At 62.5% G+C, this 19,199-nt stretch carries 17 protein-coding genes; 11 read left to right on the forward strand and 6 right to left on the reverse strand.

From position 1 onward, the window contains the following. On the forward strand, positions 1 to 718 hold a 718-nt coding region (locus ACE3OH_RS03510; RefSeq protein WP_374348468.1), incomplete at its 5' end, for a phosphate/phosphite/phosphonate ABC transporter substrate-binding protein. Between the two features lie 4 nt (positions 719 to 722). Continuing rightward, entirely contained in the window at positions 723 to 2,768 is a 2,046-nt protein-coding gene (locus tag ACE3OH_RS03515) for an ATP-binding protein (protein ID WP_374348472.1), read from the forward strand. A 212-nt stretch (positions 2,769 to 2,980) separates the two neighbouring features. Here the strand turns inward: ACE3OH_RS03515 and ACE3OH_RS03520 are convergent, their stop codons facing one another. Then, on the reverse strand, positions 2,981 to 4,117 hold the full coding sequence (locus ACE3OH_RS03520; protein WP_374348474.1) for a PAS domain-containing sensor histidine kinase: 1,137 nt from the start codon (positions 4,115 to 4,117) through the stop codon (positions 2,981 to 2,983). Between the two features lie 106 nt (positions 4,118 to 4,223). Beyond that, positions 4,224 to 4,793 carry a response regulator gene (locus tag ACE3OH_RS03525; protein WP_374348477.1) on the reverse strand — a complete coding sequence of 190 codons (570 nt, stop codon included), beginning with the start codon at positions 4,791 to 4,793 and terminating at the stop codon, positions 4,224 to 4,226. A 101-nt stretch (positions 4,794 to 4,894) separates the two neighbouring features. On the opposite strand from ACE3OH_RS03525, the gene ACE3OH_RS03530 reads away from it, so the two are divergent. From ACE3OH_RS03530 to ACE3OH_RS03545, 4 genes are all read left to right on the forward strand, one after another. After that, a complete protein-coding gene (locus ACE3OH_RS03530) occupies positions 4,895 to 6,157 on the forward strand; it encodes an efflux RND transporter periplasmic adaptor subunit (protein ID WP_374348480.1) in 1,263 nt (420 codons plus the stop codon). Next, on the forward strand, positions 6,154 to 6,834 hold the full coding sequence (locus ACE3OH_RS03535) for an ABC transporter ATP-binding protein (RefSeq protein ID WP_374348482.1): 681 nt from the start codon (positions 6,154 to 6,156) through the stop codon (positions 6,832 to 6,834). The genes ACE3OH_RS03530 and ACE3OH_RS03535 overlap by 4 nt, the downstream gene beginning before the upstream one ends. A 2-nt stretch (positions 6,835 to 6,836) precedes the next feature. Beyond that, positions 6,837 to 9,263: an FtsX-like permease family protein gene (locus ACE3OH_RS03540; protein WP_374348484.1), complete on the forward strand. Its 2,427-nt coding sequence runs from the start codon at positions 6,837 to 6,839 to the stop codon at positions 9,261 to 9,263. Positions 9,264 to 9,388: 125 nt separating this feature from the next. Next, complete coding sequence (locus ACE3OH_RS03545) at positions 9,389 to 11,500, forward strand: S9 family peptidase (RefSeq protein ID WP_374348488.1); 2,112 nt, start codon at positions 9,389 to 9,391, stop codon at positions 11,498 to 11,500. A gap of 249 nt (positions 11,501 to 11,749) precedes the next feature. Here ACE3OH_RS03545 and ACE3OH_RS03550 read toward each other — a convergent pair whose 3' ends face one another. The 4 genes from ACE3OH_RS03550 to ACE3OH_RS03565 form a co-directional block, all read right to left on the reverse strand. Next, positions 11,750 to 12,016, reverse strand: a complete 267-nt coding sequence (locus tag ACE3OH_RS03550) for a hypothetical protein (protein WP_374348491.1) — start codon at positions 12,014 to 12,016, stop codon at positions 11,750 to 11,752. Positions 12,017 to 12,267: 251 nt separating this feature from the next. Next, positions 12,268 to 13,305, reverse strand: a complete 1,038-nt coding sequence (locus ACE3OH_RS03555) for a M28 family metallopeptidase (RefSeq protein WP_374348494.1) — start codon at positions 13,303 to 13,305, stop codon at positions 12,268 to 12,270. 142 nt (positions 13,306 to 13,447) lie between these two features. Beyond that, positions 13,448 to 14,701: an HD-GYP domain-containing protein gene (locus ACE3OH_RS03560; RefSeq protein ID WP_374348497.1), complete on the reverse strand. Its 1,254-nt coding sequence runs from the start codon at positions 14,699 to 14,701 to the stop codon at positions 13,448 to 13,450. Positions 14,702 to 14,755: 54 nt separating this feature from the next. After that, a complete protein-coding gene (locus ACE3OH_RS03565) occupies positions 14,756 to 15,037 on the reverse strand; it encodes a helix-turn-helix domain-containing protein (RefSeq protein WP_374348499.1) in 282 nt (93 codons plus the stop codon). Positions 15,038 to 15,233: 196 nt separating this feature from the next. Between ACE3OH_RS03565 and ACE3OH_RS03570 the strand changes: the two genes are divergently transcribed. The 5 genes from ACE3OH_RS03570 (at position 15,234) to prfH (ending at position 19,187) form a co-directional block, all read left to right on the forward strand. Beyond that, entirely contained in the window at positions 15,234 to 15,497 is a 264-nt protein-coding gene (locus tag ACE3OH_RS03570; protein ID WP_374348502.1) for a hypothetical protein, read from the forward strand. A gap of 609 nt (positions 15,498 to 16,106) precedes the next feature. Then, on the forward strand, positions 16,107 to 16,334 hold the full coding sequence (locus ACE3OH_RS03575) for a hypothetical protein (protein WP_374348505.1): 228 nt from the start codon (positions 16,107 to 16,109) through the stop codon (positions 16,332 to 16,334). Positions 16,335 to 16,597: 263 nt separating this feature from the next. After that, the gene (locus tag ACE3OH_RS03580; RefSeq protein ID WP_374348508.1) at positions 16,598 to 17,170 is read left to right on the forward strand and encodes an HNH endonuclease; all 573 of its coding nucleotides are present in this window, start codon (positions 16,598 to 16,600) and stop codon (positions 17,168 to 17,170) included. A 266-nt stretch (positions 17,171 to 17,436) separates the two neighbouring features. Continuing rightward, the gene (locus ACE3OH_RS03585; RefSeq protein ID WP_374348510.1) at positions 17,437 to 18,576 is read left to right on the forward strand and encodes an RNA ligase RtcB family protein; all 1,140 of its coding nucleotides are present in this window, start codon (positions 17,437 to 17,439) and stop codon (positions 18,574 to 18,576) included. After that, positions 18,573 to 19,187 carry a peptide chain release factor H gene (prfH, locus tag ACE3OH_RS03590; protein WP_374348514.1) on the forward strand — a complete coding sequence of 205 codons (615 nt, stop codon included), beginning with the start codon at positions 18,573 to 18,575 and terminating at the stop codon, positions 19,185 to 19,187. Before ACE3OH_RS03585 ends, prfH begins: the two co-directional genes overlap by 4 nt. Positions 19,188 to 19,199: the final 12 nt, after the last annotated feature.

The raw sequence follows: 19,199 nt of genomic DNA on the forward strand, positions 1-19,199 counted from the left end.
GTACTGGAACCCGATCATCAGCTATGTATCGGAAAAAAGCGGCGTCAATCTCAGTCTGAAAATCGGCCGTACTTCGGCCGATACCACCAGCTATGTCCTGGCCAAGGAAGTCGAGTTTATTTTCAGCAATCATTTATTCAGCCCGGAGCGTGAAAAGCTTGGCTGGAAGGTATTCGGCCGACGCCAGATGCCACCCATTCATGGGCAGATCGTTGTACCGGCAGATTCGCCGATTACTGATATTGCGCAGTTAAAAGGTCAGGAGGTGGCGTTTCCGGGGCCGGAAGCGCTTGTAGCGTATAAATTTCCCTATGCGCACCTGCTCAATAACCGTATTGATGTGAAAGTGGTATTTGGCGGCAACCAGAATGCCGCACTGGCGCAATTATTTGCCGGCAAGGTGAAAGCGGTGGGCGGAAATTCGCAATTGATCGAAGGCTATGCCAATCGCGAGGGCAAGAAATTCCGTGTCCTGTGGTCAAGCGAGCCCTTGTACGACCTGGCCCTGATGGCTGCCGGCAGCGTGCCGGCTGCCGATGTCAAGGCGGTGGGTGAGGCCTTGTTCAATATGCATAAAGACCCGAAAGGCAAGGCGATATTGCACCAGGCATCGCAGCAGGTGGGGCTGAGCGCCGAAGCGTATTTCATTCCGTCGGACGGCAAGGAATACGATAGTTTCCGCAAGTTTTATCTCACTGCGCCAGATGCAGTGAAATAACAGTGTGACTTATCTGTTCAGCCGATTTATTCCTGTATTCCTGCGGCCGCAATCGCTGGTCGCGCGGGTGTATTTTCTGTATTGCGGCACCTGGCTGGTTTTTCTTGGCATTGGTTTGACGCTGTTTTATCGCAGCCAGTTTTCCCGCCATATCGAAGATGTGCAGCAATCGGCCAGCATGATGATCGAGGTGGCTGGGCAAACCGTGCGTGATAGTGCGGTGATTGGCGATTACGACACGATACGTCGCACCCTCGACCTGGCGGTACGCGATTCGAAATATTCCACTGCAGCGTTTATCGATCTGTCGGGTGGCAAGATTGAAAGCCTGAATGCATCGGCCAGCCAGCAAAGCACGCCACCCGCCTGGCTGTTAAGCCGGGTAGAAAGCAAGCTCAGCGACGTTAACCGGGTGATTTCCGCCGGCGGCAAGGATTACGGCGTGCTGCGCCTCAGTTTCGACGCCGGCATTGTCGCCAGGGAGCTTTGGCAGCTGCTGCGCCTGGCCCTGCTGCTGGCGCTTGGTAGCCTGGCCGGCGGCCTGCTTTTGATCTGGTTTCCGCTGCAACGCTGGCTCGGCCATGTGCAAACGCGCAGCGTGCTCGATCTGGGTATCAGCGCCGGTAGCGACGATGCCAGCAATGCCAAGCTGATCGACGACGCGCCGCTGGAATTCCGCCAAGCCCTGCAGACGCTGCAAAAAACCGCCACACAGCTGCGCAGCGAACTGGCAGCGCGCGAGCAGGTACTGCAATCGTTGCGGCAGATCGTCGCCAATCTGCTACCCAACCAGCCGGCCGACACAGAAACGGCCAGTGATTTGCCGGCAGTGATTTCCACCATCGCCACCCTGGTCAGCGAACGCGAAGCGGCCAATTTGCAACTGCAGCGCGCCAAGGAGGCGGCCGATGCGGCCAGCCGCTCCAAGAGCGAGTTCCTCGCCAATATGAGCCATGAGATCCGCACGCCGATGAATGGCGTGCTCAGCATGATCGACCTGGCGCTCGACAGCGAAATGAGTAGCGATCAGCGCGAATGCCTGGAAGTGGCGCAAAGCTCGGCCAAGAGTCTGCTGGGCATCATCAATGACATTCTCGACTTTTCCAAGGTTGAAGCCGGCAAGGTGGTGATCGAACAGCTCGCATTCGATCTGCCCGAGTTGCTGCAGGAAACGCTGAAGAGCTGGACGGTAGCGGCCGGCAAGAAAGGGCTGCAGCTGGACTACGCCTATGCAGCGGAGTTGCCGCACTGGATCGAGGGCGACCCGCTACGGCTGCGGCAAGTGGTAAACAATTTGTTGAGCAATGCGATCAAGTTCACCAGCTCGGGCTCGGTAAGCCTGCATGCCACGCCGCTTGCCGCAACAACCGACGGGCAGGCCCGGCTGGCGATTACCGTACGCGATACCGGCATCGGCATTGCCGCCGACAAGCTCGGCAAGATTTTCGAAGCGTTCTCGCAGGAAGATGCCTCCACCACCCGCCACTTTGGCGGCACCGGCCTCGGGCTCACCATCAGCAGCCGTCTGGTAGAGCTGATGGGCGGGCATATCACGGTGGAAAGCGAGCAGGGCCGTGGCACCCGCTTTATCGTCACCTTGCCGCTGCATGCCAGCAATATCGCCGAAGCCCCCCAGCAGCAGGCCACCGCCGACACCGCCGATGCGGCAGTGCCACTGCATATCCTGGTGGCCGAGGATAATGCGGTGAACCAGATGCTGATCCGTCGCCTGCTGGAGCAGGCCAATCACCGGGTTACCCTGGTGGAAAACGGCCAGCTGGCGCTGGAAGCGGTGGCGCAGCAGCCATTCGATCTGCTGCTGATGGATATGCATATGCCGGTCATGGGCGGCATCGAAGCCACCCGCCTGATCCGCGCGCACGAGCAGGCGCAGCCCGGCCAAGCACATCTACCGATTTATGCGCTAACCGCCGCCGCCATGGCGGAGGAGCGCCAGGCCGGCATGGATGCCGGTCTTGATGGCTATCTGACCAAGCCGATCGATCGTAGCGAACTCAAGGCCGTATTGGCGCAGTTGCGCAAGGCCTAAGGAAGCGCTGAATAAACCGAGTTTTCAACCAACATTGCCGGTCCCGGGAAACCCGGAACTTAAGCAGCAGAGGGTAAGTTTTGATTCCTCGCTGCGCTATTCCACCCCCTCCGCCCCCGCATTGCGCGGGGGGACCGCGCTTTTTGCGCGTTGGCGATTCGTTCAGAGCTTCCCTAATTCAGATATTTGCCAGATCAAGCGCGAAGGGCCGGTCAAAAACTCAGTACAAACGCCGCCCCGCCCTCCAGCGGCCGTACATGCCGCACCCGGCCGCCCATGCCGTGCACCAGCTGCCGCACCACGGTGAGACCAATGCCCTGGCCGCCTTCGCGGGCGCTGAAAAACGGCAGGAAGATCTGTCGCTCAAGGCCGGCCGGCACGCCAGGGCCGTTATCACGCACCATGATCTGCAAGCGCCCGCCACGCCCCTGGCGGGCCTGTACCCACAGGCGCGGCTTGGCCAGCTCTGCCGTTGCCTGTTCGGCATTGTGGATCAGGGCAATCAAGGCTTGCTCCAGCTGGCCCGCATCGGCCACCAGGCGCAGGCTGGGGTCATGCAGTTCAAAGCGCGCCTCACCGCCGCGTGCGGCCCAGGCTGGCGCCACCGCCCGCTGCAGGTGGGCAAAACATTCCGCCAGATCAACCGGCGCAAGCTCCGGTGCCGGCAATTGGCTGACGCGCCGATAGGTCTGCACAAAGCGGCTCAGCCCGTCGGCACGCAGGGCAATGGCCTCCAGCGCGATGCGCAGCTCCGCTTCGCTGCCTGGCTCATCCAGCAGCATCTGCGCGGTCTGGCTAAGGCTGCGAATCGGTGTCAGGGAATTCATGATCTCGTGGGTCAGCACCTGCACCAGCTGTTGCCAGGCAAGCAGCGATTCCGACTCCAGCTGCTGCTCCAGCGGCACCAGCACCAGCAAGCGCTGCGCCTGGCCATCCAGCGCCAAGGCCTGGCACTGCACCAGCCAGCGCTCATTGCCACGCTCGGTATCCAGCACGAGATGACCGCCATGGCGGGCTGCGCGCAACTGCTGCTGCAGGGCAGCAGGATCGCGCACCCCGCCAGGCGCAGCCAGACGCCGCGCGCGGCTGCCCAGCGCCGTGAGCACGCCATCCTGCTCGACCCAGGCGGCCACCGGCAAGTGCTCAAGGCGAGCCTGCAACAAGGTGAGCCGCTCGCTATCGCCGGCTGGTGCGGCAGGGGGCGCCAACAGGGGAGGCGGCCGGCGTAGCGGCCAGGCCAACAGTAAGGCCAGCAGCAGCAATTCCGCCACCCCCAGCCATTTCACCAGCGAGGTCCCGGCTGCATGACCAAGCGCGCCGGCCAGCAGGCATAGCAATGCCAGCAGCAATAGCCGCCAGCCGGAATGCGTAGAAGCTGTTGGCAGAATGAGCGAGGGGCCGTCAGCCGGGGGCGCCCGGCGCGCACGGCCACCCAGCCATTTTGCAAACCGCTTGTTAGAGCCCATGCTTGTCGAGCCGCCGGTACAAGGCTGCACGCGACAAGCCCAATAGCCGCGCAGCGGCGCTGAGATTGCCCTGTGCTTCGGTAATGGCCGCCAGCAAGGCGGCGCGCTCCTGTGCTGCCAGCGAGCGCAGCGGTTCACCGGGCACGGTCGCGGTGTCGGCAGGCGCGCTGGCCGGCTGCGCTTGCTCGATCGCCTCGCGGCAAGTGGCGATCAGCTTTACGTTATCCCACGGCTTGGTAATGAAATCGTAGGCGCCGCGTTTGAGCGCCTGCACCGCCAGCGCGATATCGGCATAGGCGGTCATCACCACCACACAGGGCGGTTGCGCGCGCGCCTGCACCTCGTCCAGCAGGCGCAAGCCCTGGGCGCCATCGGTGCGCCCCGGACCGAAATTCAGGTCGAGCAGCAGCAGGCCCGGTTGCAGGCGATCCAGCGCCGCCATCAATTCGGCCGGCCGGCGCAGGCAGGTGATCGGCGCCACCCGCCGTTGCAGCAGCAGCTGGGCCGCGAGGCCGACTTCCGGGTCATCATCCAGTAGCAAAATGCTGGGCGTGTTCATGACCCTCATCTTGGCAGCCCTGCGGTGCATTGCGCCAGCTACCTGTCCGGAAGCGGACAGGGGGGTAGGCAGCAGGCCAGCCCGACCACAAGCTGTGCGGCATGAGCCAACCCGCCCCGCTTTCAACCGCTTCGACCCGGCATTCCGGCGCCAGCATGGACCGCCGCCTGCCCGCACCTGCGCCGTGGCGCAAACGCCTGGTGCGGGCGGCCTGGCTGCTGCTGCCGCTGACCGGCGTGGCGCTGGCCGCGTGGCTACGGGTGCCGCAGCTGCAAACGGTGGTGGCGCCACAGCTGGCAACCGTACGAGCCGGGCAATTCCGCGACGAATTGCCGCTGCGTGCCAGGGTAGAACCGGTGCGTTCGGTGCAGCTCGATGCACCGGAAGCGGGGCGGGTAGAGGTGGTGCAGGCGCACGACGGTGACTGGGTGAATGCCGGCGCGCCGCTCTACCGCCTGCAAAGCACCGAACAGGAACAGTTGCTGATGCAACGCAGTGCCGAGGTGGCGCAGCAGATGGCCAATGCCTCGGCGCAACGCAGCGCCCAGGCGGCCAGCCTGGCGCAAAACCGGCGCGAGCTGGCCAAGCTACTGGCCGACCAGCAGCAGGCCGAGGCCGATCTGCGCCGGCTTTCCCCGCTGGCCGCCGCCGGTTTCGTTTCGGCCGCCGCCCTGGAGCAGGCACAGCGCCAGGCGCAATTGACCAGCCAGCTATTGCAGACCGCGCGCCAGGATCAGCAACTGGAGGCCGATACCCGCCAGCAGTCGCTAGTGGAAATGGATCGTGCGGTGCGCGGCCTGCAGCGAGGACTGCAATTGCTGGAACGCGCCAGCGAGCGCCTGCAGCAGCGCGCGCCGATCAGCGGGCAGCTCAGCGGCTTTCAGCCCATGGTGGGCAGCAGCGTGCGCCCCGGCGATCACCTCGGCCGTATCGACGACCCCAGCAGCGGCATGCAGCTGAGCGCAGAGATCGACGAATACTACCTGCCGCGCCTGCACGGCGGCCTGCGTGCCAGCAGCCCGCTGGGCGAAGTGCAGCTGGCGCAGACCCTGCCGCAAGTGCAGGCCGGCAAGGCCAGGATACTGCTGCGCTGGATAGCGGCCGCACCGGCCGATTTGCGACCGGGGCAAACGGTGGAAATCCGCCTGCAACTGAGTGAAGCGCGCCCCGCGCTGCTGCTCAGCGATGGCCCCGGTGTGCAGACCCGCGTCTATGTGCGGCACGGCAGCGAGCTGCACCGTCGTCCCATCACCCTGGGCCGGCGCGCCGCCGGACAGGTGGAAATCCTGGCCGGCCTCGCTGCCGGCGACCAGGTTCTGATCTCCCAACCTCCAACCGATGCCGAAAGGTTAGCCCTGCCATGATTGCGCTGCGACAGCTGAGCAAACGTCACCGTACCGGTGAAATCGAAACCACCGCCCTTGATGCCATCAACCTGGATATCGAGGCCGGCGAATATGTGGCCATTACCGGGCCATCCGGTTGCGGCAAGTCCACCCTGCTGGGCCTGTTGGGCCTGCTCGACACGCCCAGCAGCGGCAGCTATCTGCTGGAAGGCCAGGATATCGCCGGCAAGAGCGCGCGCGAGCTGGCTGCCATCCGCCGTGGCCGCATCGGTTTCGTGTTCCAGAGCTTCAATCTGGTGGAAGAAATGACGGTAGAGCGCAATGTGCAGCTGGCGCTGCGCTATGGCAGCCTGTCTGCCAGCCAGCAGCGCACCCGTATCGGCGAGGTGTTGGAGCGGCTGCAGCTGAGCCACCGCGCCAGGCACCATCCCAGCCAGCTCAGCGGTGGCCAGCAGCAGCGGGTCGCCATCGCCCGCGCCATCGCCGCCCGGCCGGCCTTGCTGCTGGCGGACGAGCCGACCGGCAATCTCGACAGCGCGCATGGCCAGGACGTGATGCAGCTCTTGCGCGAACTGAATGACGAAGGCACCACCCTGGTGATGGTGACCCACAGCGCCGAACATGCTGCCCTGGCCTCGCGCTGCGTGCGCCTGCTCGATGGCCGCATCCTGGTCGATGCCAGCCAGGAGCCCTGATCATGCGTGCCCTGCTACTCGATGCCCTGACCGGTCTGAAAAGCCGGATGGCGCCCACCCTGGTCACCATGGCCGGTCTGACCCTGTCGCTGGCGGTATGTCTGCTGCTTGGTCTGTTCTGCCTGGCTCTGTCGGCAGTAGACCCGAAGATTCCCGATGCGCAGCGCGTGGTCATGCTCACTTTCAAAGGGGCGGTAGAACAGCCCGGCGCCTGGTTTACCGGTTCGCCCGTGGCATTCGGTCCGATGTTGAAGAGCCGCCAGCTACCGCTGGCCCTGATCAGCCGTTGCAGCGCCGAGGCCATGACGGTGCGCATGCGCGACAGCACGCAGATTGTGTCGGTACTGGCGGCCGACCCTGATCTGGTGCCGCTGTTGGGCCTGAATGCGCTCCATGGCGATTTGCGCGCCACCCTGCTGCGCGACGATGCCATCGCCATCACCCCGGATATCGTGCGCAAGCTATGGGGCGAATTGCCCTTGCCCGACGCGCTGGGCCGCAGCTTTACCAGCCGCGGCAAGGCCTATACCGTCACCGCGGTCATTCCGCCGTTCGATCCGCGCGGCCCCTGGTTCGGCCGCCACGACGCGCTGGCCAGCTTTTCCATGGTCGGCAAGGACTTCCGCGGCAATATTGCAAACGAAGCGGCGCGCGATGCCATCCATCAGATCAATGGCCGGGTATTCGCCCGGCTTGAATCCGGCGCACGCATCAAACAGCTCAGCGCCTGGATGCGCGACGCCTTCACGGCCAGCCCGCTGTACGCGCAACTGCCAGCCGAGTGGCGAGACCATGGCGAGGCCATTGCCTTTGGCGGCCTGCGCCTCGATCAGCTGCCGTTTGACGGCGAGGATAATCAGCTGCGCTGGCGCCTGCTGGGTGCCGTGGGTGGCGCCAGCGTGCTGCTATTGCTGCTGGCCGCCTTCAATGCCATGAATCTACAGGCGGCCGTGCTGTTGCAGCGCCAGCGCGAAACGGCGCTGCGTCGGGCACTTGGTGCCAATGGGCTGCATCTGCTGCAACTGTGGTCGCTGGAAGCACTGCTGCCCCTGCTATTAAGCGGCGCGCTGGCCATCCAGCTGGCCTGGTGGGCCGCGCCGGCCATTGCCAACTGGCTTGGTTTGTCGCCCAACCAGCCGGTGGCCGACCCACTGCCGGTGGCGGCCCTGCTTGGCCTGGCCCTGACCCTGCTGGCCCTGTTGCCCTTGATGCTGGCATTGCCGGCCAGCATGGCCTTGCGCCGCGCACCCGCGCCAGCCCTGCAGGGCCGCACGGCCAGCGAGGGGCCATGGGGCCGCCGCCTGCGCCAGGGCTTGTTGACGCTGCAACTTGGTGGCGCGCTGCTCTTGCTGGCGCTGGCTGGCGTGATGGCGATGCAGCACCGCTATCTGGTGCAGGCCGATCGTGGTTACCAAACCCACAACCGCCTGATCCTCAGCGCCATGGTGGAGAGCGATATGCTGCCCAATCTCGACCCGTTCATCGCGGCGCTGAAACAGCATCCTGCGGTAAGCCACTGGGCCTTCAGCAGTGCCCGGCCGGCCATGGATATCGGCGGCCCGAGCGAAATGCATGTCAGCGCCGACCGGCACAAGCTGGGGCTGCGTATGACGGTGGTAACGCCCGGCTACTTCGACACCTATGGCATGCAGGTATTGGCCGGCAAGCCGCAAGGCGCACATGGCGAAGCCAGCCTGGTGCTCGATGCCAAGGCCGCCAAGGCGCTGGGCTTTGCCAGCCCGCAGGCCGCCATCGGCGCAGTATTGCTCGGCGGTGGCGCCTGGCCGGAAGAAGGCAAGGAAGCACGCCGCGTGGTGGCGGTGATTGGCGATGTCAAACAGGAATCAGCACGCGAAGCGGCCATGCCGCAAGGCTTTCTGATCGTCGACCAACCGCAGTGGGATCTGACCGTGCACGGCCCCGATCCGCAGGCATTGCGCCAGGCGCTGGAACAGCTGTGGAAGGATCACGGGCCATCTGTCCCTTACCGCATCTGGACCGCCGACGAGCAACGCGCCATGGTGTATCAGCAGGAAGGCCAGCTGACCACCGTGCTGGCCACGGTAGCGCTATTGGCCGTAGCGGTCGCCATGCTCGGTGCCTATGCCCTGGTGGCCGACACCTTGCGGCGCCGCCGTACAGAACTGGTATTGCATCGCCTGCATGGCGCCGGCAGCCTGGCAATCGTCGCTCAGGTGGCAAGGGAGTTGCTATGGCCGCTACTGCTCGCCAGCACCATCGGCCTGGGTCTGGCAGCCCCGCTCGGTCAACGCTATCTGGCCGACTTCGTCGAGCGGGCCAGCATGCCGGTCGGTCTGGCTCTGCCACTGGCGCTTGCTGCCCTGTTTACCGTCTTTGTGGTGACCCTGGCGGCCTGGCGGCATATCCGCCTGGCATTGGCGCTACAGCCGATCGCCGCCCTGGAATAAGCCAAGGCCTGCGCATGGCTCCTCCCGCCAACGGACCGCGGCCAAGCGGCTTGCCAGCACGGGTTTGACGACGCAGAGCGGGCGCCACTATATTGCCCGCTCTGTTTGCTGCCCAAGGTTTATCCATGTCTGTTACGCGCTCCTTGCTCGCTGTCTGCCTGTCGGTCTTGACTGCCGTAGCCAGTGCTTCTGTACCGCCAGTTGCAGAACCCCACCCCTTCGAGGTGCTATCGCCGCATGGTGCGCGCAACGATCCTTACTACTGGCTGCGCGACGACAGCCGCAAAGACCCCAAGGTGCTCGGCTATCTGCAGGCGGAAAACGCCTACTTCAAGGCCCAGTCTGCCGTCTATGCGCCCAAGACCCAGCAACTGTACAAAGAGTTGGTGGCGCGCCTGAAGCAGGACGACAGCACCGTGCCCTACAAAAAGGGCGACTGGCTCTACTACACCCGCTTTGAAAAGGGGCGCGAATACCCGGTCGAGGCCCGCAAGCCGGTCGCCGGCGGTGCCGAGCAGATCCTGGTGGATGGCAATCGCGAAGCAGGCAAGCAGGCGTTCTACCAATTGGCCGAAGTGGAAGTAAGCCCCGATGCGCAACGCGTGGCTTATCTGGAAGATCGCAGCGGCCGGCGCCAGTACACACTGAAAGTGCGCGATATCGCCTCGGGCAAGAATCTCAAGGACGAGATCAGCGGTCTGTCCAATGAGGTGGTCTGGGCCAATGACAACAAGACTTTGTTCTATGTGGAAAACGACCCGGTCACCCTGCTCTCCACCAAGGTGAAGAAGCATGTGCTGGGCAGCGATCCGAAGACCGACACGGTGGTGTACACCGAGCCGGATCACAGCTTTTACCTGACCATTGCCAAGACGGGCGATGAGCGCTTTATCACCATCAACCTGGCCAGCACCACCACCGGCGAAATCCGCGTGATCGATGCCAACCAGCCTGATGCCGCACCCAGGCTATTGGCACCACGCGCCGCGCCGATCAAGTACGAGGCCGACCATATGGCCGGCAACTGGGTGATCCGCACCGACTGGGACGCACCCAATTACCGCCTGATGACGGTGGCCGACGAGGACATGGGCGATCGCAGCAAGTGGAAGGAGTTGCTGGCGCATAATCCGGCGGTGTTTGTAGAAGGGTTCGCCCTGTTCAAGCGCTATCTGGCGATCAACGAGCGCTCGGAAGGCCTGCTGCGCTTGCGCGTACTGAGCTGGGATGGCAGCCAGAAGCCGACCTTTATCGACGCCGACGAGCCCGCCTATGTCGCTGGTTTCGACGTGAATGCCGAACAAGACACCGACACCCTGCGCTATCACTACAGCTCGCTGACCACACCCAACAGCGTGTATGAGGTGAATATGCGCAGCGGCGAGCGCAAGCTGCTCAAGCAACAGGCGGTGCTGGGCGGCTTTGTGCGCGACAACTATGTCACCGAACGGGTGTGGGCCACGGCGCGCGACGGGGTGAAGATTCCGGTATCGCTGGTGTATCGCAAAGGCTTCAAGCGCGATGGCAGCGCGCCGCTGTACCAGTATGCCTATGGCTCGTATGGTCACTCCAGTGACCCCTACTTTCGCAGCAGCGCGCTCTCCTTGCTCGATCGTGGCTTTGTCTACGCCATTGCCCATATCCGCGGCGGCCAGGAGATGGGGCGCGACTGGTATGAAAGCGGCAAGCTTCAGCGCAAACGCAATACCTTCAACGACTTTGCCGATGTCACCGACTATCTGGTGGCTGAGCGCTACGCCGCCCGCGACAAGGTGTTTGCCGTCGGCGGCAGCGCCGGTGGTCTGCTGATCGGCGCCATTGCCAATCAGGCTGGCGACAAGTATCGCGGCCTGGTTGCCCATGTACCGTTTGTCGATGTGGTCACTACCATGCTGGACGAGAGCATTCCCCTGACCAGCAATGAATTCGACGAATGGGGCAACCCCAAGGACAAGGCTGCCTACGACTATATGCTCGGCTACTCGCCCTATGACAATGTCAGCGCCAAGGCTTACCCGGCCATGCTGGTGACCACCGGCCTGCATGACTCGCAAGTACAGTATTTCGAGCCGGCCAAATGGGTCGCGAAGCTGCGCGCCAGCAAGACCGACCGCAATCCCTTGCTGCTGAAGATCAATATGCAGGCCGGCCACGGCGGCAAATCAGGCCGTTTTGCCCGGCAACAGGAAGTGGCCGAGGAATATGGCTTTATCCTGCATTTGCTGGAAAAACGCTGAGGCGGCGCTCAAGGAATCCTTGATGCCATCGGCGCCATTGCTCCGGTGGCATCAAGGATGGTGCGGAACCTGATTGCATTCCTCGCTCAATCAAGCGCCAAGCTTTGGCTGTGTCGGTCGGGATTTACCCGACAAGGTATTTTCCTGCGGATGTGTCGGGATAAATCCCGACCTACAAGGCATATTGCATCGTTTCACTGATCAATCGACAAAATCAGCTACCGATTCAAAGCCGTTATATCGCAGCACTCAGGCGGGGATTTGCTCCACCTGATAGTACGCAGCGCCGGCATCATGCCAGCGCGCATCGCTGGATATCGATGCCAAGGAAGGGCCCGCGCCATCGTCGGTACCCATCCAGTGCAGTACTACGGTGAGACTATCGCCCTCATCCTTGATGATCAGAAAGCGGCGGCCAGGCCGGGCAATCTGCCAGAAATTCAATACCCGCAGGGCTTCTTCGCGCTGGTGATTGGTTTTCAGCAGACCCTTGACCGGATTGCCATATCTATTCACAAACCATGCTCCACGGTAGTCAAGCAAACCGGCGCCAATTCACCGGCAATCCGTCAAGCGGATATTCACGAGGGAAGCGCTGAACAAATCGACTTACGCGCAAAAAGCGCGGCCACCCGCGGTGGCGGGGGCGGGGGCGGAGGGGGTGGAATAGATCCGCAAGGAATCAAAAACTTACCCACTCCCGGCTAAATCCCGGGTTTCCCGGGATCTGCTACTCAAGTTGAATTCTCGATTCGTGCAGAGCTTCCCTAGCGACAATCTTCAGGGCGTTTCCATTGGGTGGGTTTTTCGGTTTTCTGATCCACCCGCCACACCAGATCAAACACACTGCCGGTTACGCGGGCGGCGGTATCAAAATCCACGTTTTCCCAAGTGTCGGTGATTTTGTGATAATGATCAACATCGGCACGCCCGATCACCCGGTTATTGACACCGCAGTGGGAAAACGGGCCGGCATCATAATCATATTCGGGGCCGGGCTCATAATCATATTGATGCGAGTAGTCATCGTAATGATTGCGCTTGTTTGAATATGCCTGCCGCAACCAGCGATCGACCATGTTTTTGCCAAATGCCGGTTTTTGAAATTCATCGAAATCGCTGCCTATCATATCGATGCTCAGCATCAAGACCACATCCTTGATGCGCCCCTCGCGTACCAGCGCTTTTACATGGGCGATCGAGCCCATCATCTCCTGCTCCTCGGCACCATAGGCCACAAACATCAGGGTGCGGCGGTTTGCCTTGTCCAGCTGCTTGAAGGCGCGGGCCAGCTCAAGCGTGGCGGCGACACCGGACAGATCATCATTGGCGCCAGGGTATGGCTGGCCGTCGGGGCGATGGCCCAGGTGATCGCGATGAGCACTGATGATGATCAGCTGCTGTTTCAGCAGCGGATCATTGCCGGGAAGGATGCCGATGATATTGCTGCTGCTGGCCGCCTTGCCCAGTAGCGGATTGGGCGGATTGCCATGCGAGTGGCCATCGGGCTGGGTGATGGTGGTCTTGAATGGCTGCAAATAGCCCTCACTGCCGGCTGGCTGCAAGCCAATGGCGCGGAATTCGGCCAGCAGATCATCGCGTGCCCGGTCGTCACCGGCGCTACCGGCGAGGCGGCCGCCGTATTCCGGCCCGGACAGCTTTTTGACCAAGGCAGACATGCGTGCCGCATCGATGCTGGTTCGGGCAGCCTCTACGGCTGCTGCCGGCGCCGTATCGGCATGGGAGAAGGGAAGCGTCAGCGCTGCCAGAGCGATCAGCAGGTGACGGGAGAAAGTTACTGCCATGGGTGCGTTCCTGATTTCGGTCCGGGCAATGTACCCAGCATCGATAATCCGGCAATACCGCCAAACCGGCCACTCAGCAATCGCTAAGCAAGCCGTGCTTAGCAAGGTGAGTCGCCCTAAGCGCCGTGCACCACGCTGTCATTCACGGAATGATTTCACCCGGCTGCAGGGCGAAGCGCTCCAGTTTGTCCAGCCCCCATTTGCCGGGGTCTTCACTCGATACGATCTTGTCGGTGCAGCCCGGTGCGGCCAGATTGACCAGCTGGCTTGGCGCCAATTGGCGCAATTCGGTGGAGTAGATCACCCGCACCAAGGGCGCCAGCAGCGATTTTTCCGATTGCTCCACCACCACTGCCAGCATGCCGGTGTTCATCTGCACCAAAGAGCCGATCGGGTAGATGCCCAGCGACTTCACAAAAGCATGAAACACGCGCTGGTCGAAGTGCCCATCCGCCCACTCCGCCATCTTGCGTATCGATTCGCCCGGATCCCAGCCTTGCTTGTATGGGCGGTTCGAGGTGATGGCATCGTAGACATCACACACAGCCGCCATTTTTGCGTACAGGCTGATCTGCTCATCGGCCAATCGTTGCGGATAGCCGCTGCCATTGGTCTTTTCATGGTGGTGCAGGCACACATCGAGCACGATGGGGCCAACCTGCTGCCCCTCCAGCAAGGCCTGATGGCCATAGCGGGGATGCTCCTTCATGATTTCGAACTCTTCGTCAGTGAGCTTGCCGGCCTTGTTGAGGATCGCCTCCGGGATATAGGCCTTGCCGAAATCGTGCAACAGGCCAGCGAGGCCCACTTCGCGCAGTTCTTCCGGCCCCATGCCCAGCTGCCGCCCCAGGGCGATCATCAGCGCGCATACCGCCACCGAATGCATATAGGTGTAGTCATCGGCGGTTTTCAGCCGCGCCAGGCTGACAAAGGCGCCGGGATTGCGCATCACCGAGGCGGATATTTCATCAACCAGCTCGACCGCCCCTTCCGGATTGACCGCCCGGCCCATGCGCGCTTCCTTGAACATGGACACCACCAGCGATTTACCCTTGGCGCAGACTCTGGCTGCCTGCACCATTTCCTGCACCAGTGACACGCGCACCGGCGACTGGTAGTTGGCACGGGCCTGATCCAGGGTACGCTCGACTTGCGCCTGCACCACTTCGGCGGTGGGGTGAGCTGCGGCATTCACCGCCGGGTCGGGCAGCACATCGCAGCCCTTGCGCAGATTGATCCAGACCTCGGTGACGCTGCTTTGCTGCATGCGCCGCACATCGCGCTCGCTGCGCACGGCAAACGAGCTGAGCAGAAACGGGTGTTCATCCCAAGAGCCGCAAATCTCGTGGATATACATGCCGACGCGCAGGCTGGAGACGGGAATCTTCTTGAGCATCCACTCAATCTAGAGCCTTGTGCCCGATGCTCCAAGCAACAATGCGCAAGCCGATCAGCGCGGCTGCGGCTGGCGCGTTTCCACAATCAGCTCGGTTATCGCACAATCGAATAGATTGAGCAGGGCATCCACCACAGCCAGATTGAGCTTTTCCGACTGATTGTCGACGATGCGCGAAAACTGCGAGTAGGAGATGTCAGCCCCGGTCTTGAGCACATCAAGATACAGGGCGCGGATATTGCGGTAACCGTGCTGGGCCATCAGCACCCGCACATTGAGCGCGATATGCCGCGAACCCTGCGCGGGTGCGGCGGAAGGAGCAGTATGTATTTGCATGGATGAGTCGTACCTCACTACGACCCGCTCATTATACCGCCCCCCGCGTTTCACGCGAAAAACATGCATGAAAATCCATAATTTTGCATCCAATGCAAATATTTTTGTCAGGCAGGCTTGCGTCGGCAAAATTTCTCGTGCAATACTCACCTGACTCGCCCTGCAACGGGCCCAACCCTTTCACTACGGAGCCTCTGTGTACACCTTCCTGTCCAATCCGATCACTGCAGTCATGCGCCACGCGCTTCAGGCTGCCAGAGCGTCCAGCGTTTGTGCTGGCCGCCCGGATCTGGAAATGGTGAACACACAGGCCTTGGCATGCGACTTGGTCTCGCATGCTGGCAAACCCAGCAACGTTGTCGGTCTGTTTTCCAGTCTGCTGCTCGCATACCGGGGCAGCTGGAACAAGGTCGACAAGCATCCGGGGATTTCCTCCCTGTGCGCAGGAGCCAACTCCTAGCGACAGATCGGAATCCCGACAGGCGAAAAGCCCGGATGCTCCTGACAGGACTCCGGGCTTTTTTGTTTTTCTGGCCCATAGCAGCAAACCGCAGTAGAGCCCTCGGATGAGGCCAGTTCCCGGTTCCGACCGGATCAGGACTGCAACGATCTTTAACAATACAAAAACCGTTTTACGCGGCCCCTGCCGTGCCTGCCTCACCAGGCCTAGCGGGTCGCACAAGAAAGTGTTGCAAGGGCGACAGCCTTTGCAGCGTCACACCATATGCGGATCACCATCGCAGCCAGCTTGGCTGGCGACTATCCACCCACCGCGAGCGCCTTCGGCGCAAGCACATCTGGAAGACACCATGAAACCACGCAAACCCAAGGCCCCGCGCAATCCCTTTGTCGCGGCGGCCCATCGAAAGAAGGCCGGCGCGCATGGCAAGACCACCAAGGCCAAGCGCCGTGCCGCCAGGATCGAATTGCAGCAACAGGGAAGCGCTGCGCATGGCGGGCACTTTGTGCGCACCATCGCCTCCCTTTACCAGCAGGACGTTTGGCAAAGCCGCCATGCCGCAGTTTTGCCAAACGCCTTGACCCCCAACAAGCAGAACAGGAGCACACCATGGCAAGCGTCCACCGCAAGTCCGTCACCAGTCATCGCGGCGCCAAGCGCCCATCGCTGGACCGCTTCGAGCCGGTACTGGCACTGGCCAAAATCACCGCAGAAGACCTGCTTCAGCGCGGTGGCCAGCTGATCAGCGCCAGCCGCGATCAGGTACAGATCCGCCGTGGCACTGCCACCGCCACCATCGACGCCCAGGGCCGGGTGAGCTGGCAGGTCGGAAATTGATCCGACACCGGGGTGGCACCAAGCCACCTCAACGATTTCGCGGGATGTCTACAGGAAGACCGTGCAGCCGGCCGGCCAGCACGAAGTCGGTTCGAATCCGGCTCCTGCATCGCGTTTCGACCCTCGCCAGGGTTTGCTGCGTCTGACATGCACAGCAGACGCAAGCAGCCCGGCGAAAGCCGGTGTGGCGCAATCGCACCGGCAAATCACACCACTCATCCATCCACCTACGTACGAAAGGATATAAAAGCTAAGGTGCTGTCATGTCACAACAGGTTCTCACTCTGGATATCTCGGGTCGTCCCTATGCCTGGCTCGACCCACAGGAAGCGGTAACCCACTATGCCAAGGGCCGGGTGGCCTGGGAGCTGGGTCCGCGCTTGACCACCTTTCACGGCGGCCATAATCGCCATGGCCTGCGCACCCAGATCGATGTGGCGCCCATCATCGCCATTGCCGGTAGCGAATTGATGGCGGCGCAGGCGTGGGAACCGCTGCACCTGAGCGATCGTGATAATGCCTTGCTGTTCAAGCGCGACCGCTGGACTTGCGCCTATTGCGGTCAGAAATTCCCGCGCCGGATGCTGACCCGCGACCATATCCTGGCCCGCTCGCGCGGCGGCAAGGATAGCTGGACCAATTGCGTCACCGCCTGCCAGCGCTGCAATAACGAAAAAGGCGCCAAGCGGGTGGAAGACTTCAAGCCGCTGATCTATGTGCCTTATGCACCCTGCCGCTTTGAGCACTTCCTGCTATCGGGCCGGAATATCCTGGCCGATCAGCACGACTATCTGGCAGCGCGGCTGCCACGGCATAGCCGCTCACGCGGGCACTGAAGCAGGTCACGTTGTCGCTTGCTGGCGCGGCAACAGGCATGCGATGACGTACTAGGCATTTCCCTGCGGAACCAGCGGCCTTCGGTCGCTGGTTCGCAATATCCGCGGCACCTGCCTCGATTCCCTGTTCAATCAAAAGGAGCAACACCATGCGAACCCATTCCCCCTCTCCCGGCAGTGCCTTCGGCTGGAGCGTGACGATGTAGAACTTCTCCCCTGCCCAGGGCCTGCCAGTCAGCACATTCAATATCTGAACTGGATAATACATGGGCAATTCAATGCAAATCCTGTCCGAGCGCGTCAGCCTGATTGCGGCGCCGGACACCTGGATCGAAGGTGATGCGATCCAGCAACTTCACACCAGCGCGCAGCTTCCCGGCATGACCCGGGTCGCCGGCATGCCCGATCTGCACCCTGGGCGTGGCTACCCGATCGGCGCGGCCTTCTTTTCGACCGACCATGTTTACCCCGCCCTGATTGGCGGCGATATCGGCTGCGGCATGGCGCTATGGCAAACCAGCCTGAATGCCGCCAAGGCCAGCCCCGGCAAGCTGGATAAGCAGCTCGGCAATATCGATGGCCCGCTGGGCCCGGCCTGGCAGGACGACATCGCCAATCTGCTGCCTGCCGACACCGGCTTCAAACAGGCACTGGGTACCATCGGTGGCGGTAACCATTTTGCCGAGCTGCAGCGGGTGGACAGGCTGTACGACGATGCCGCCACGCAAGCGCTGGGCCTCGACAAAACCCGCCTGCAACTGCTGGTACACAGCGGCTCGCGCGGTCTGGGGCAATTGATCCTGCAAGAGCAGGTTCATCTGCATGGCCATCGCGGCTTGCATGCGGCAAGCGAAGCGGCGCAGGACTATCTGGCCCGGCATGATGGTGCGGTGCGCTTTGCCGAGGCCAATCGGCTGCTGATCGCCCGGCGCATGCTGCGGCAATGGGGTGCGGATGGGCGCCCGCTGCTCGATATCAACCATAACCTGGTCCGCCCGGCCTGCATCGCGGGTGAAAGCGGCTGGCTGCATCGCAAAGGTGCGACGCCGGCCGATTCCGGTGTGGTGGTGATTCCGGGCTCGCGCGGTGACTACAGCTATCTGGTGCAGCCGCTTCCCTCAGAAGCCAGTCTGTATTCGCTGGCACACGGTGCCGGCCGCAAGTGGATGCGCAGCGACTGCAAGGGGCGGCTGAGCAAGCGCTATACCGCCGCCCAGCTCAGCCGCACCCGGCTCGGTAGCCAGGTGATCTGCGCCGATCGCGATCTGATTTTCGAAGAAGCGCCCGAAGCCTACAAACCGGCCGAGAGCATTATTGCCGCGCTGCTCGACGCCGGCCTGATCCGCCTGCTGGCGAGGCTCAAGCCGGTGCTTACCTACAAGACGCGCGGGGGGTGCTGCGAATGATCCTGCTACAACTCTCCGCCGCCCAAGGGCCGGCCGAATGTGCGTTGGCGGTAGCCAAGGCGGTGCAACGCCTGCAATGGGAAGCCGACCGATGCAGTGTGCGCGCCGAACTACAGGAGCACGAAGCCGGCCCGCGCGCCGGCACCCTGCGCTCGGCGCTGATCAGCCTCGATGGCGAAGCTGAAGAAGCGCTGGCGCAGGCCTGGACCGGCACCGTGCAATGGATCTGCCCCAGTCCGTTTCGCGCAGGCCACCTGCGCAAGAACTGGTTTATCGGCGTCAGCCGCTGTGAAGCGCCCGCTGCCAGTCTCGACGGCGACATCCGCTACGACGTCACCCGCTCATCCGGGCCGGGCGGGCAGCATGTCAACAAGGTGGAGACGGCGGTGCGTGCCACCCATATCGCCACCGGCATCAGCGTCAAGGTGCAGAGCGAGCGCAGCCAGCATGCCAATAAGCGCATTGCCGAGCGGCTGATCCTGCACAAGCTGCAGGCCTTGCAGGCGCAGGGCGAGGCCGAGCGCAAATCGTCGCGGCGCCTGCAGCACCACCGGGTGGAGCGCGGTAGTGCCAGCCGGGTGTTTGTCGGCGAGGCCTTTATCCCGCAATAAGGGCAAGGCCGG

The sequence above is a fragment of the Chitinimonas sp. genome, from assembly GCF_041904975.1.
Lineage (GTDB): Bacteria > Pseudomonadota > Gammaproteobacteria > Burkholderiales > Chitinimonadaceae > Chitinimonas.